The sequence below is a fragment of the Paenibacillus sp. FSL H8-0259 genome (assembly GCF_037963255.1).
GTDB lineage: Bacteria > Bacillota > Bacilli > Paenibacillales > Paenibacillaceae > Paenibacillus_AQ > Paenibacillus_AQ phytohabitans.
In genome coordinates this window covers 7101861-7117844 of the sequence record NZ_CP150147.1, presented here as the reverse complement: position 1 = coordinate 7117844, position 15984 = coordinate 7101861, and the positions used below count along the sequence as shown (strand labels likewise).

General features: G+C 51.5%; 4 protein-coding genes, 2 rRNA genes and 1 pseudogene. 6 read left to right on the top strand and 1 reads right to left on the bottom strand.

Annotated features, from left to right (window positions below; genetic code table 11):
* Positions 1-22 precede the first annotated feature (22 nt).
* Genes NSU01_RS30425 through NSU01_RS30415 form a run of 3 tightly spaced genes read left to right on the top strand, consistent with a single transcriptional unit; the run spans position 23 to position 9261 of the window.
* Positions 23-961: a sugar ABC transporter permease gene (locus tag NSU01_RS30425; protein WP_231575227.1), complete on the top strand. Its 939-nt coding sequence runs from the start codon at positions 23-25 to the stop codon at positions 959-961.
* Positions 958-1827, top strand: a complete 870-nt coding sequence (locus NSU01_RS30420; protein ID WP_042139908.1) for a carbohydrate ABC transporter permease — start codon at positions 958-960, stop codon at positions 1825-1827. Before NSU01_RS30425 ends, NSU01_RS30420 begins: the two co-directional genes overlap by 4 nt.
* Positions 1828-1878: 51 nt before the next feature.
* A complete protein-coding gene (locus NSU01_RS30415; RefSeq protein WP_083705709.1) occupies positions 1879-9261 on the top strand; it encodes a DUF5695 domain-containing protein in 7383 nt (2460 codons plus the stop codon).
* Positions 9262-9351: 90 nt separating this feature from the next.
* On the opposite strand, the pseudogene NSU01_RS30410 reads toward NSU01_RS30415, so the two are convergent.
* Positions 9352-9609, bottom strand: a pseudogene (locus NSU01_RS30410) (cupin domain-containing protein); the annotation flags it as partial.
* A 217-nt stretch (positions 9610-9826) separates the two neighbouring features.
* Between NSU01_RS30410 and NSU01_RS30405 the strand changes: the two are divergent.
* The 3 genes from NSU01_RS30405 (at position 9827) to NSU01_RS30395 (ending at position 15945) form a co-directional block, all read left to right on the top strand.
* Positions 9827-10708: a hypothetical protein gene (locus tag NSU01_RS30405; protein WP_076247697.1), complete on the top strand. Its 882-nt coding sequence runs from the start codon at positions 9827-9829 to the stop codon at positions 10706-10708.
* Positions 10709-11155: 447 nt separating this feature from the next.
* Positions 11156-12713: ribosomal RNA gene (locus tag NSU01_RS30400) — 16S ribosomal RNA — on the top strand.
* 301 nt (positions 12714-13014) lie between these two features.
* A 23S ribosomal RNA gene (locus tag NSU01_RS30395) occupies positions 13015-15945 on the top strand.
* Together the 16S and 23S rRNA genes form the textbook arrangement of a ribosomal RNA operon.
* Positions 15946-15984 lie beyond the last annotated feature (39 nt).

Genomic DNA, 15984 nt, shown 5'->3' with positions numbered 1-15984 from the left:
ACCATGAGGTGGGGAGCAAGGTATGGAAACCATTAAGATGAAAACCATTAATCCACTGCAGAAGCGGCGTTCCCGGATTTTTTCAGCCGAGGCGCGTGTTGCTTATATCTGTTTGATTCCTGCTTTTCTGGGATTAATCTTCCTGACGTATTTGCCGCTTGTCGGTGTGCTGGGCATCAGCTTGACGAATTGGACCGGACTCAAGAGCCCTGTGTTCATTGGCTTGGACAATTACATCAAAATTTTCACCACCGATCCTTACATTAAAGACTCGATTATCTCGACGATCTATTTTGCAGCGCTATCTGTAACCGGAAGCATGATTTATTCCCTGTTTATTGCGCTGCTGCTGAACCGGAAAATTCCGGCGAGGGGATTTTTCAGAGCTGTGTTCTATGTGCCTTATGTGCTGCCGGCTGCAGCGATTTACGTAGGATGGTCTTGGCTGTACGAGGGGAATTTCGGATTCTTTAACTATGTCCTCTCTGAGCTGGGACTGAACAAAATTCTGTTTATCGCTGATTCCAGCTTTGTCGTCCCTTCTCTCTCCCTGATCTCAGTCTGGCTGGCGGGGAACCTGATTGTTATCTTTCTGGCGGGGCTGCAGAACGTTCCGGTGGTCTACCATGAAGCAGCGGAAATGGACGGTGCGGGCGGATGGCACCGCTTCCGGCACATTACCATTCCGTGTATGACACCGATTATTTTCTACAACCTGTTGATGTGCCTGATCGCCAACCTTCAAGTTGTAACACCTGCGCTGGCGTTAACGAATGGCGGTCCGGGCAACTCTTCGCGGTTTCTGACCTATCTGATGTATGATCAGGCATTTGTAAATTACAGGCTGGGTTATGCCTGCGCAACGACGCTGATTATCTTTGCCATACTGGCGGTCTTTACCACAGTGTTGTTCAAGACATCGGGCCGGTGGATCTACAATGAAGGAGGCGATGACAAATGAGCACAGCGGCATACGGCAGACTTAGAAGCAGGAAACGCAGAGACAGAACCCTGAACATTATAACTTTTGCCATCGTCATCCTTTTCGCCATCCTGGCTATCTTTCCGATCTGGTGGATTTTCCGCACATCGCTTATGACGAACGCTGAGATCTACAAATATCCGCCCTCGCTGATCCCGGACAACTGGCTGTTCTCCAATTATGAGAAGACCCTGCAGGTATTTAAATTCTGGAAGTACCTATGGAATACGATGGTGATTATCGTCCCTTCCTGTCTGGCAGGTACATTTACGGCTACGCTCTGCGGATATGCCTTTGCAAGACTGCGTTTTCGCGGCAAAAATCTGATCTGGGCACTATGTGTGGGGTCCATGCTGCTGCCTGCGATGGTTACGCTTATTCCCCTCTATATCGGCTGGACGCGGGGGCTGGGCTTCAGTGACAGTTATTGGCCTTTGATACTTCCGTATTTCTGCGGCGGCGGTGCGTTCAATATCTTCCTGATCCGCCAGTTTATCATGTCGATCCCGCGGGAGCTTGATCAAGCAGCAACCATCGACGGTGCCGGATATTTCCGCATCCTGTTCAATATCATCATGCCTGCCATCAAGCCGGCTATGATCGTCGTCGCGTTGTTTATCTTCATCACACTATGGAATGATCTGCTCCAGCAGATGATTTATATTAATTCAAGCGATAAATATACGATAGCCCTTGGACTTACCAATTTCCGGGGCCAGTTGAAAAGCGACTGGTCTTTAACGATGGCTGCAACCTGCTTATCCTTCGCTCCGGGCGTCATTTTCTACTTAATCGGTCAAAGGTATTTCGTAGAGGGTATTACTCTTACCGGCTTAAAGAATTAGTCTGTTCCCCTTATACAAAGGATTGTTAATACGACATGTATACAGGAGGTTATGATGACCATCATTTCTATGAAAATGAGGCCGCTGGCGATCGCGCTGCTGCTGGTCTTTCAAACGCTGCCTCTGGAGGTTAGTGCTTCGCCTTCTGCTTCGGTGACCGCAGTAAAGGATGAAATCTCCAATGCCAGCCTGTCTGCCAAAGTCGGAGATCTGGGACAAATTGAGGAGTTGTATATTAACAATAACCCTGCCAATAAACAGGGGGAACCAATCAACTTCGTGCTGCCTAACACTACATCGCCGCAAAATGGGATCCAGCACCAGTGGATGGGTGAAATGCTCTTTTCATACCGTACCGGTGCCAGTGAAGTATTTCCTGATAACAGGGATGGCTTCGTAGAAGTAGACACCAATAAAACACTGGCCGCCGGGGGATCTACGCAATATTCGGCCATCAATCCGGATAACCCCTATATAGACAAATCGGCTTCAGCAGACGGGAAAAAGGTCGAAGTCAATTATATCGGACAGAACCTGGACTCTACCGCCCAGCGGGTGATGAAAGGCTTCGATGTGAAGTCTGTCTTCGATATGGAGACGGATGACGGTTCATTGCTATGGGAAATTACCGTGAAGAACAAGAGCAGCCAGTATATCGAATTCGGGGATATCGGCTTGCCTATGCCTTGGAATAATAAATACCAGACCTTATCAGATACCTATGATGACCGTGTGACTGTGCATAATTTCGCTGGCGCCGACAGCGGGTATTCTTATGCTATCCGCACCAGCGGGGAAGGGAATTTCATGCTGTTCACCCCGGTGCCGGATAGCGGCGCGCGCATCGAGTATGTAGATTATTGGATGCATGAAGCAGGAGAACAGCGTGCTGCGGATACATTCGCGAACTGGACAGGCGACAGCGGCGGCTGGTATCCGGGGCTGAATGTTCTGTATATCCACTCCAAGGACATCCAGAAAACCGGCCGCGGATACTTCACCGATGCTTCCAGCCTGGTGCTGGCACCTGATCAGGAGAAGACGTATAAGTTCAAATTCTCAGCGGTACGGGCCGGCGACAACACGCCGCAGGAAAGTGCCCAAAGTCCGAATAACCGTTCAACTTCGATGGAAGACCGGGAGACTAACCTCCGGTCCATCCTGTACAAATCAGGCATCATTGATGCCGTAGCGGTGCCGGGCTTCCAGACAGCGATCAATATGCCTGTGAAGCTGGATCTGCACTATGATGACAGTATCGTTGATGTACAGTCGATCGATATTCAGAATGTGGACGAGAATGACCCGTTTGACGAAGCGCATATCCCGGATATCAAGCCCGGCAAGAGCAGGGAGGATATGGTCGATAATTCCCGGACCGGCCGCGGGCTTCCAGACGGGAATGCGGGCTACGCAGAATCGTCCCAGTTTGTGGAGACCAAGATTGTGAATGGCGAACAGCATCATATCTATTCCCTTCAGTTTGGCTCCATCGGCAATAACAGCGTGCGTGTGGAGTATAAGCTGAAGGCCGGTAATGAATGGGTGGATAAATTCACCCAGTATGAATTCAATGTTCTGGCCGAGCTGGATGCCACTTCGGAAGCCCATTCCGGGTTTATGGCCGGGCAAACACAGGACAAGGACCCGGAAAGTGCGACTTACGGCAACTACTTCGACTGGTATCTTACAAGCGGTATTGACCTGAGCACAAGCCACTGGGGAGATGACTGGAGCCATGATAACATCAACTTCATGACCATGAAGAACTACCTAGCTCCGGATCCCGATGAAATCCGCTCCATTGAGAATTACCTGATTGACTTCATGTGGGAACGGTTCATGAAGAATACGCAAGACAGTTATATCGTTGCGAACTGGCTGAAGGATTCCGGTGCGTACACCGATAAAGACAAGCCTTATACACGAACGTTCTCCGAGATCATGGAAGCGACCGGATTCTTCAATATGTACCGGATTCAGAAGGCGTATCCCAATCTGATCGAGTACCGGGAATCTCCGCAGTTCTATCTGGAGAAGGCTTATAACATCTATTATAAGCGTGTTTCCACCGGAGCCATCGGCTTCTATGGCGAGCAGCAGATTCCGGATATCATTGAAGCCCTGAAAGAAGAAGGAATGCCGGCCGAGTCAGCCAATCTGCAGAAGAAGTTTGCCCTCGATAAGGGACGGAATATGACTTACGCCAATTATCCTTACGGGTCGGAATTTGAATATGATAATACCGGCGAGGAAGGGGCCTATGCTGCAGCTAAGGCGCTGCGTACCTACTACCCTGCGGACGGGCGTGCAGAAGCAGCTGAGGCAAGTATGGAAATGGCCGACTGGAAAACCCGTGCCATGCGCGGTATTCAGCCTACCTGGTTCCATTACTCTGTGCCGGTCTTCCGCGGCGGCGAAGGCTGGTGGAATTTCCAATATACGGCGTCATTAGCCGGATACATTATGGATGACTGGCTCCGCTATGAGGATGACGGCAGGTCCGTGGAGCAGACCGCGATTGCGCAGCAGCGCAACTATGCGGCGAAGCTTTCGAACTTCAATGCCGTCAACATGGGGCAAATCACGGCGGATTCTGTTGGCAGCACCTCCTGGAGATATTCGATGTATAAAGGAGGCACCGGCACCAAGGACGTATACGATGGCGGCTCGCGCGTCATGCATAACGGCTGGAATGATTTTTCCGGTGAATCTGAGGAAGGCCTCTATGGCTCTTTGCTAAGCATCAGCTCCGATATTGTGACAGATCCGGTATTCGGACTGTTCGGATATGGCGCTCAGGTCACTGACGATGGCGTCAGCTACCACATTACGCCTAAGGACGGTTTCGGTAAGCGGATCAATCTGATCGACGAGAACATCTATCTGGCTCTGGAAAGCGATAAAATTGAACGTGCACAAATTCAAAAAGACGGCAAGGGATTTACGCTGCAGCTCCTGAATCCTACTGAAAAGGAGCATGCTTCGCGGATTACGTTCGACGGATCAGGAATGGAGAATGGCTATTATAACCTCAAGCTGAATGGCGCAGCTGCCGGGCAGTTCTATGTGAAGAGCAATAAAGGCGTGGCGATGTTCCAGATGGACAGTGCGGCGAGTGCTGAATTGACCATTGAGAAGTCAGCCGGTGGCGAAAATGCAGCTCCGCAGATGACTGCAGAGCTGGCGACGCAAACTCCGCAGGCACTGATTCCATTTATGCTGAACGGGATTGTGACCGATGACGGCGCGCCGGAAGGGAAACTGACCTACACATGGGAAGTCGTCAGCACGCCTGAAGGCGGCAAGCTGAGCTTCAATCATCCGAAGGCAAGCATTACACAGGCTACCGGTTCCAAAGAAGGCTCGTATACGGTTAAGCTTAGTGTGAGTGACGGGCAGAAGAGCGGTTCCGGCCAAGTGACCTTCGAGCTGGCTGCACCGCCGGAGAAACAACCTCCGGCTATTGGCCAGGTGACTGCGGCCCAGGATGTTGCCAATAACAGTATTGTGGTGTTGTCCGGCGCGGCAACTCCAGATCCGGTACACAGTGCGGAAGCTGAGTCCAAGCTGACGTATACATGGGCTGTTAAGCAACAGCCGGATGGCGCAGCGGACATTTCCTTTGTAGGCGGCGACAAAGCAGTGGCTTATGCCCGTGTAAGCAAGGCAGGCACGTATGTGTTTACCTTCACTGCGGCAGACGGAGACAAGTCAGCCAGCAAGGATGTAACGATTGAGATTAAGGAAGATACCGTTGATGCCTACCGTGCACTCAGTGTAGTGAGCAGGAAGGATACCGCCCCGGTACTTCCCGGACAGGTGAATATTCTGTCCGGGGACGGATATAGTGAGAGGGAAATTGCCTGGGAGGCAATTGATCCGGGCAGCTATGCGGGTACAGGCCAGTTCGAAGCGAAGGGTACAGTCCAAGGCAGTGAGCTGGAGGTACGGGTCACCGTATATGTCGTGAATACAGGGCTGCAGAATGCGGCGCCGACAGCCAAAGCCTCTGCCAGCTTCTCCGGCGGCGACGGGTATCCGGAAGCGATGAATAACGGCATTGACCCTAAGAGCTCGGCAGATTTCTCACCGAACCGCGGTGCCGTGAACAGCGCATGGCATAACTGGGGAAGAGAAGGAGATCCGGCATGGGTGACGTATGAATGGGATCAGCCATTCCTGGCCTCTTCCATGGATGTCTATGTGTTCCAGGACGGCGGCGGAAACTTCCGTCCGAAGGATATGCAGTTAATGCTTCGCGATGAGAACGGGAAATGGTATACCCCGAGGGGCTTGAAGGGACTTGGCAACGAGCTTAATAAATACAATACAACCACCTTTGAGCCTGGCTATATTACAGGGGTCCGCATCGACATGAAGCCTTCTGTTAATGGCTCCGGTATTCTGGAATGGAAGGTATACGGATACACAGGGGCGGCAGATAAGTCAGAGCTGGTTAAGGTATATAACTATGTAAATACATTAAATGCTTCAAACTTTATAGATCCGGGTCTTGCGCCGGTTGATGCAGCGAAGGCGGAAGCTTCCGCTGTGATCAAGAATATGAATGCCACAGCTGGGGAAATTTCCCAGGCACTTGAGAAACTGCTGGCCGATCTGCGTCTGCTCAGTCCGCGTGATGGCAATATGGCTTTCTTGGCGAATCCTTCTTCCAGTTACACCTCACCGTGGGAGAGTCTGGCTGCGGTAAATGACGGGAAGAAAGATAGCGGCAGCATCCCGCACTGGGGAACATGGGGCCACGAAGGTGCAGAGGAATGGGTGCAATATGAATGGCCGCAGGGTGCTGCCATCCAAAGCTCCAACCTGGTGCTGTGGTCTGATGCGGGCGGGATCATGCCGCCTACTAAGGTTGTGTATTCCTATATCCCGCTTGATAGTGTCACCAATGAATGGGTGACAGCCGGTACGGTAACCGGTGGCATCAAGGTGGTTGACCATACTCCGGGGGAATCCTCGAACCCGTATACGTTTGAATCAGTACTGGAGGTTAAGGCACTGCGGGTTACCCTGACCAAGCAATCCGCGGCAGGCGATAACGGCGTTGGCCTGTGGGAATGGGAGGTTATACAGGCCGCATCCAATCCTGATCGCCCTGCACCGGTAACTCCCGCAGGGGTTGCACCTTCTATTCTCCATGGAGATGACGGCAAGCTGACTGGTGTGACCACAGAAATGGAGTATAAGAAGGACGGCGCAGGAGAATATACTGCAATCACTGGAACCGAGATTATAGGCCTCACCGCCGGCAAATATTATGTCCGGTATATGGAGACAGGTTCGCTGAGTGCCAGCCTGGATAAGGAAGTTATCATTCCGGAAGGGCAGATACAGGAACAGGACGCACCGGATTCAAGAGGGTGGGTGATCACGCACGCCAATTCGGATAACGGAGCAAAGGGGATCATCGAGGGCGTAAACGGCACCATGGAATACCGGAAGCTTGGCGATGAGAACTATGTGCCTGTTACCGGTACAAGTATCGGTGATCTGGAGCCGGGCAGCTATCAGATCCGGTACGCAGCGGCAGAAGGGCTGCAAGCAAGCCCGCCGGTAATTGTAGACATCCGCAATGAGGCCAAGGAAGACAGAGATGCGCCATCAGCAGATGGCCTGGTGATTACGCCGCCTGCAGCGGCAGGCGGAAACGACGGGAAGATTGACCATGTGACTGCCGATATGGAATACCGCAGGGTGGATGGCGGACTATTCATCCCGGTCAGTGGAACCAACATTGAAGGTCTGGAGGCCGGGAGTTATGAACTCCGGTACGCCGGGACGGATACCAGCAATCCAAGCTCTGTGATCCTGATCGTAGTTCCTGACGGAACCAAGCAGGAACAGAATCCACCGGACGGGACAGAGGTCAAAGGTGTGGATGTCAGTGCAAGCGGCGCTAAGGACGGCAAGATCACCGGTGTGAATCCGGCGATGGAATACCGGCAGGAGGGAGGAGACGCTGGCAGCTGGATGGCCATCATAGGTGAAGAGGTTACAGGTCTTGGCAGCGGAACCTACGAAGTGAGAATGAAGGAAACGGCAATTCATTATGCGAGTCCATCCCTTACAGTCGTCATCAGCAATCCTGCTGTAGACCCTGGACCGACTGCAACGCCGGATCCAACCCCATTGCCAACCTCTACACCAACGCCAAAACCGGCGCCTACATCTGCACCAGCGGATGCTGCAGCACCGGTCAAGACACCTTCGCCGACTCCTGTAACCATCAAAGTCGAAGGACATTTGATTAAGGTTGAGGCACCAACGGCGGATCCGGCATCCGGTATAGCCAAAGCGGCCACAATCCGGCAGGCTGATATTAATAAGGCGCTGGAGCATGCGCAAGCAGACAGCAGGAATGTTAAGACGGTTAGAGTGGTAATACCGGAAGCAGAGGGAGCAAGTGCCTATGTGGTTGAGCTTCCCGCAGCTGCACTAGCCTCTGCTATAGGCAATATCAGGATAGAAGTTGCTACGGAAATCGGCACAATTATAGTGCCCTCCAATATGCTGAAGAGTATAGGAGCGGGCGCCAAGGGTGTGGAACTGACACTTAGCCGGGCGGATGCTTCCAAGCTTGATCCAGCGGCAAAAGCCATGATTGGCAGCAGACCTGTTATTGAATGGGCTGTCCAAATGGATGGGGTGGCAGTAGCAGCCAATAACCTGAATGCACCGGCAGAGATCAGACTGCCATATGCTTCAGGTGCTGAAGAATTGGCAAACGCCAAATATTTAGCTGTATCGTATATTGATGCAAACGGCAAGCTTGTTCAGATCGACAATGCTGAATACGATGCTGCCGGGCAGGTCATGGTATTTACAGCGGCAAATGCCGGTGAATATGCAATTGTGTATACCAGGAAGAGCTTCAATGATGTAATCAAGGATTCGTGGTATGCGGCAGCGGTTGAAACGATGGCGTCCAAAGGCTTCATTGAAGGAACATCTGAGGCAACCTTCAATCCCGGCAACAAGATTACAAGAAGTGAGTATCTGGCCTGGCTGGTAAGGACACTGGAGCTTACTGCGGAATATAGCACAAACTTCAGTGATGTTGAGCGTACAGACCGCTATTATAATGAAATTGGAATCGCCAAAGTGCTTGGAATCGCATTGGGCTCGAACGGCAGCTTCCAGCCGGACACGGAAATTACAAGACAGGATATGGCTGTGCTGACCATGCGGGCCTTGCGGGCAGCAGGCAGAACCCTGCAGGCCGGTACAGCTGAGGATCTCAAGAAATTTACAGATGGCTCTAATGTAGCAAAGTACGCAGCGGGCGATATGGCTGCAATGGTTAAGAGGGGCTTCGTCAACGGGCGGGGGAATGAAAGCCTGAGTCCTGGCGGGACGACAACCAGAGCAGAAGCTGCTCAGGTTCTGTATAAGATTTTTTTACAGCAGTAATATAGTTAAGTAAGCGGCCTTGATTTACATCTTGTTGATTGGCAAAAGCCCGCACCCGTGGCCTAACTGGCTTGGGAGCGGGCTTTTACATCATATAAGCTCCTGATCATTCTCATTCTCTGTATAGATGGAGATCAGCACGATTGCTGTCTCCTCGCCAATATTTTTGATTAAGTGAGGTGTACAGGCGTTCCAGCTAAAGGAATCACCCTCAGCAAACTCAGCTCCGTCTTCCCCTTGCTCGGCGTATATTCTTCCTCTAATGACCACATGCACTTCCTGTCCTTCATGCGCATGAGGGGCATCCCCGATCATGGCACCGGGAGGAAACTCTACAATCGACATCCGTACGTTTTTGGTGGAACTGAGATGTTCTACTTCAGGTCCTGGGCGATATTCTCCAGCGTGGTAAAGGCGGGATTCAGCTTGGAAAGCAGCTTATGGGAGCAAATCCGGCTGGGCGGGGAAGGGACTATTCCATTTAAGGAAACATCTGCTTGTCTACTTTTCATAACAATCTTGGTAAGGTAGGATGATAGCTATTCATAAGAGGTGGTAAATTGTTATGCTTAAAAAACACTGCTTGTTCTGCGATCAGATTGTCCCGATTACAGCTGAAGGCGATTACGATCGGTATGCAGACTGCTCCTGTTCACCCGGGGGGTTCTATAAGCTGCTGAGAGACAGCTATGAATCCATACTTTCGTTCTCACAACAACAGAAACGTGAAATGCTTCATTTGGTATCGGCGTATATCCGGGAGAAGACAGATTGTGGTGAGAGGGTCATTCTAAGTGCTGGAGATTTGGATTCAATTCTGAATTCTCCGACTATTCCTGTGACCCTTGAAGATAAAGGAAACCGACTGCTGCAATATCTGTATAGACATTCCGAGGGTCCGGGGGAGCCGGTTGTCATTCAACCCCTTTCCAGCAGCTATAACCTGACCTACTCTCCCAATCTGCAAGAACTGGTCTATATCATCGATAAGCTGAGAAGTGAGGAGTTGCTGATAAGGGAAGGTATGACCTTTAAGCTTACCGCGCAGGGATGGGGCGAAGCCGCTGCAATCACCGGAGGTGGGAAAATAAAGCAATGCGTCGTTCTTCTGCCGAATGAGGAGGAATTACGCACGGAGTGGCTGGATAAGCTGCTGCCTAAGATCGAGCAGTATGGCTATCTACCCCGCGTGCTTGCACAGGAAGGCGAAGAATATTCTTTGAAGCCTATAGCGGACAGCAAGCTGATTATCGCCGATGTAACCGGTCAGTCCCCTGCGGTGTATTTTGCAGCGGGATATGCGCTTGGTTTGAACGTCCCGGTGGTTTGGACTGTTAAGAGCGAGGATGCTGATAAACTTTGGGTACACCTGCAAGAAATCCGTCCCCTCGTCTGGGATACAGCTGAAGATCTAGTGGTGCTACTCCAGCAGAAGTTGAGTTTATAGAAGAGCCCCGTTACAAAGGTTTAAAGTTTGAAGCCGATATAATAGACAAGCACACTGGAGAATCGATCATGCGGAATTCTCAGCTACATGATAAATACAGAGATTATATTGAGGCAAAGAAAAAGAAGCAGCTATAAGAAGAAATCTGCTATGCTAGTTTTAAAATAATGCTTGCATAGAATATCCATACATGATATATTCTATTTCTGGCCGCGAAACATCAACGCCGAGCTCGAAAAGAAGTTGAAAAAAAGAGCTTGCATTGATCGGCTGGATGTGATATATTATAAGAGTTGCTGGTGACGCGATGAGCGGCGCTGACAACGAGCTTGATCTTTGAAAACTGAACAACGAGTGAGTATCGGAATTCACGAAAGTGACTTCCAAAAAAGAGAATGAAAATTCTCGTCAGATGTTTCAAAATGAGCAATCGCTCTTTCTAAATACAATTTGGAGAGTTTGATCCTGGCTCAGGACGAACGCTGGCGGCATGCCTAATACATGCAAGTCGAGCGGAGTTTGAATGGAAGCTTGCTTCCATTCATGCTTAGCGGCGGACGGGTGAGTAACACGTAGGCAACCTGCCCTCAAGACTGGGATAACTACCGGAAACGGTAGCTAATACCGGATAATTTCTTTCCTCTCCTGAAGAGAGAATGAAAGGCGGAGCAATCTGCCACTTGGGGATGGGCCTGCGGCGCATTAGCTAGTTGGTGGGGTAACGGCTCACCAAGGCGACGATGCGTAGCCGACCTGAGAGGGTGAACGGCCACACTGGGACTGAGACACGGCCCAGACTCCTACGGGAGGCAGCAGTAGGGAATCTTCCGCAATGGGCGAAAGCCTGACGGAGCAATGCCGCGTGAGTGATGAAGGTTTTCGGATCGTAAAGCTCTGTTGCCAGGGAAGAACGTCCGGTAGAGTAACTGCTACCGGAGTGACGGTACCTGAGAAGAAAGCCCCGGCTAACTACGTGCCAGCAGCCGCGGTAATACGTAGGGGGCAAGCGTTGTCCGGAATTATTGGGCGTAAAGCGCGCGCAGGCGGTCATTTAAGTCTGGTGTTTAAACCTTGGGCTCAACCTGGGGGCGCACTGGAAACTGGGTGACTTGAGTACAGAAGAGGAAAGTGGAATTCCACGTGTAGCGGTGAAATGCGTAGATATGTGGAGGAACACCAGTGGCGAAGGCGACTTTCTGGGCTGTAACTGACGCTGAGGCGCGAAAGCGTGGGGAGCAAACAGGATTAGATACCCTGGTAGTCCACGCCGTAAACGATGAGTGCTAGGTGTTAGGGGTTTCGATACCCTTGGTGCCGAAGTTAACACAGTAAGCACTCCGCCTGGGGAGTACGGTCGCAAGACTGAAACTCAAAGGAATTGACGGGGACCCGCACAAGCAGTGGAGTATGTGGTTTAATTCGAAGCAACGCGAAGAACCTTACCAGGTCTTGACATCCCGATGAAAGCATTAGAGATAGTGCCCCTCTTCGGAGCATCGGAGACAGGTGGTGCATGGTTGTCGTCAGCTCGTGTCGTGAGATGTTGGGTTAAGTCCCGCAACGAGCGCAACCCTTGACTTTAGTTGCCAGCAGGTAGTGCTGGGCACTCTAGAGTGACTGCCGGTGACAAACCGGAGGAAGGTGGGGATGACGTCAAATCATCATGCCCCTTATGACCTGGGCTACACACGTACTACAATGGCCGGTACAACGGGAAGCGAAACCGCGAGGTGGAGCCAATCCCAGCAAAGCCGGTCTCAGTTCGGATTGCAGGCTGCAACTCGCCTGCATGAAGTCGGAATTGCTAGTAATCGCGGATCAGCATGCCGCGGTGAATACGTTCCCGGGTCTTGTACACACCGCCCGTCACACCACGAGAGTTTACAACACCCGAAGTCGGTGGGGTAACCCGCAAGGGAGCCAGCCGCCGAAGGTGGGGTAGATGATTGGGGTGAAGTCGTAACAAGGTAGCCGTATCGGAAGGTGCGGCTGGATCACCTCCTTTCTATGGAGAATCGTCACCTGCAACGGTGACATTCAAATCGGAAGCGTAAGCTTCCACAACGAACCTTAGGGTTCAAACACTCACTCGTTGGTCAGTTTTGAGAGTTTAAGCTCTCATCTTTAAATTGTCTGAATTTTCGAACATCACAGTCGTGATTGTCCCGAAACTTCAGCACCTTGATCCTTGAAAACTGGATACCGAAACGAATTTGCGTTTTAGAACATCTTTTAGCTGAAACTTGTGTAAGCAAGTTGGAATAGTTATTAGTTGCTACAGCGATTTTCCTAACGGAAAACGCATTGGTTAAGCTAATAAGAGCACACGGAGGATGCCTAGGCGCCAGGAGCCGACGAAGGACGTGGCGAACAACGAAACTGCCTCGGGGAGCTGTAAGCAAGCTTTGATCCGGGGGTGTCCGAATGGGGAAACCCAGCTGTGGTAATTCGCAGTTACTCGTATCTGAATACATAGGATACGCAGAGGCAGACCAGGGGAACTGAAACATCTAAGTACCCTGAGGAAGAGAAAACAATAGTGATTCCGTCAGTAGCGGCGAGCGAACGCGGAACAGCCTAAACCAAGGGGCTTGCCTCTTGGGGTTGTGGGACGTCTCACATGGAGTTACAAAGGAATATGGTAGGCGAAGAGGTCTGGAAAGGCCCGCGATAGAGGTAAAAGCCCTGTAGCCTAAACTGTGTTCTCTCCGAGACGGATCCCGAGTAGTGCGGGGCACGTGAAACCCCGTATGAATCCAGCAGGACCATCTGCTAAGGCTAAATACTACCTGGCGACCGATAGTGAAACAGTACCGTGAGGGAAAGGTGAAAAGCACCCCGGAAGGGGAGTGAAATAGAACCTGAAACCGTGTGCTTACAAAAAGTCAGAGCCCGATCTATGGGTGATGGCGTGCCTTTTGTAGAATGAACCGGCGAGTTACGTTTAACATGCAAGGTTAAGGTGAGAAGCCGGAGCCGCAGCGAAAGCGAGTCTGAATAGGGCGACTAAGTATGTGGACGTAGACCCGAAACCGTGTGATCTACCCCTGTCCAGGGTGAAGGTGCGGTAACACGCACTGGAGGCCCGAACCCACGCATGTTGAAAAATGCGGGGATGAGGTGGGGGTAGCGGAGAAATTCCAATCGAACTCGGAGATAGCTGGTTCTCCCCGAAATAGCTTTAGGGCTAGCCTCGGTGAATGGAGTGGTGGAGGTAGAGCACTGATTGGGTGCGGGGCCCGCAAGGGTTACCAAGCTCAGTCAAACTCCGAATGCCATTAACTTCTTGCCGGGAGTCAGACAGTGAGTGCTAAGATCCATTGTCAAAAGGGAAACAGCCCAGACCATCAGCTAAGGTCCCCAAGTGTGTGTTAAGTGGGAAAGGATGTGGAGTTGCACAGACAACCAGGATGTTGGCTTAGAAGCAGCCACCATTGAAAGAGTGCGTAATAGCTCACTGGTCGAGTGACTCTGCGCCGAAAATGTAACGGGGCTAAACACACCACCGAAGCTATGGCTAGATGCTTTGCATCTGGGGTAGGGGAGCGTTGTATGCAGGTTGAAGGTGTACCGTAAGGAGCGCTGGACAGCATACAAGTGAGAATGCCGGTATGAGTAACGAAAAGATCAGTGAGAATCTGATCCGCCGAAAGCCCAAGGTTTCCTGAGGAAGGCTCGTCCGCTCAGGGTAAGTCGGGACCTAAGGCGAGGCCGAAAGGCGTAGTCGAAGGACAACAGTTTGAAATTACTGTACCACCGTAATCCGCTATGAGCGATGGGGTGACGCAGGAGGGTAGTGACGCGGACTGATGGATATGTCCGTCTAAGCAGTGAGGCTGATGTGTAGGCAAATCCGCACATCACTAAGGCTGGGCTGTGATGGGGAGCGAAAATTGTAGTAGCGAAGGTCATGATCTCACACTGCCAAGAAAAGCCTCTAGCCAGGAGAAGGTGCCCGTACCGCAAACCGACACAGGTAGGCGAGAAGAGAATTCTAAGGCGCGCGGAAGAACTCTCGTTAAGGAACTCGGCAAAATGACCTCGTAACTTCGGGAGAAGAGGTGCCTCGGTAGGGTGAATAGCCCGAGGGGGCCGCAGTGAAAAGGCCCAAGCGACTGTTTAGCAAAAACACAGGTCTGTGCGAAGCCGCAAGGCGAAGTATACGGGCTGACGCCTGCCCGGTGCTGGAAGGTTAAGGGGAGTGGTTAGGGGTTAAACCCGAAGCTGTGAACCGAAGCCCCAGTAAACGGCGGCCGTAACTATAACGGTCCTAAGGTAGCGAAATTCCTTGTCAGGTAAATTCTGACCCGCACGAATGGCGTAACGACTTGGGCGCTGTCTCAACGAGAGATCCGGTGAAATTTTAATACCTGTGAAGATGCAGGTTACCCGCGACAAGACGGAAAGACCCCATGGAGCTTTACTGCAGCTTGATATTGAATTTGGGTACGATCTGTACAGGATAGGTGGGAGCCGGTGAGGCAGGAGCGCAAGCTTCTGCGGAGGCGCCGTTGGGATACCACCCTGATCGTATCTAGGTTCTAACCTAGTACCCTAATCGGGTACGGGGACCGTGTCAGGCGGGCAGTTTGACTGGGGCGGTCGCCTCCTAAAGAGTAACGGAGGCGTTCAAAGGTTCCCTCAGAATGGTTGGAAATCATTCGCAGAGTGCAAAGGCATAAGGGAGCTTGACTGCGAGACCTACAAGTCGAGCAGGGACGAAAGTCGGACTTAGTGATCCGGTGGTACCGCATGGAAGGGCCATCGCTCAACGGATAAAAGCTACCCTGGGGATAACAGGCTTATCTCCCCCAAGAGTCCACATCGACGGGGAGGTTTGGCACCTCGATGTCGGCTCATCGCATCCTGGGGCTGAAGTAGGTCCCAAGGGTTGGGCTGTTCGCCCATTAAAGCGGTACGCGAGCTGGGTTCAGAACGTCGTGAGACAGTTCGGTCCCTATCTGTCGTGGGCGCAGGAAATTTGAGAGGAGCTGTCCTTAGTACGAGAGGACCGGGATGGACGTACCGCTGGTGCATCAGTTGTTCCGCCAGGAGCATGGCTGAGTAGCTACGTACGGACGGGATAAGCGCTGAAAGCATCTAAGCGTGAAGCCCCCCTCAAGATGAGATTTCCCAATTAGTAAGACCCCTTGAAGACGACGAGGTAGATAGGTTGGAGGTGGAAGTGCAGCAATGCATGGAGCTGACCAATACTAATCGGTCGAGGGCTTATCCAAATTCTTAGAGCGCAGATTCGTTTCGGATTCAGTTTTCAG

Excerpts from the sequence above, each read along its gene's own strand:
- NSU01_RS30415 (WP_083705709.1), top strand. The coding sequence starts at position 1,879 with ATGATGACCATCATTTCTATGAAAATGAGGCCGCTGGCGATCGCGCTG.
- NSU01_RS30420 (WP_042139908.1), top strand. The coding sequence starts at position 958 with ATGAGCACAGCGGCATACGGCAGACTTAGAAGCAGGAAACGCAGAGAC.
- NSU01_RS30405 (WP_076247697.1), top strand. The coding sequence starts at position 9,827 with ATGCTTAAAAAACACTGCTTGTTCTGCGATCAGATTGTCCCGATTACA.
- NSU01_RS30425 (WP_231575227.1), top strand. The coding sequence starts at position 23 with ATGGAAACCATTAAGATGAAAACCATTAATCCACTGCAGAAGCGGCGT.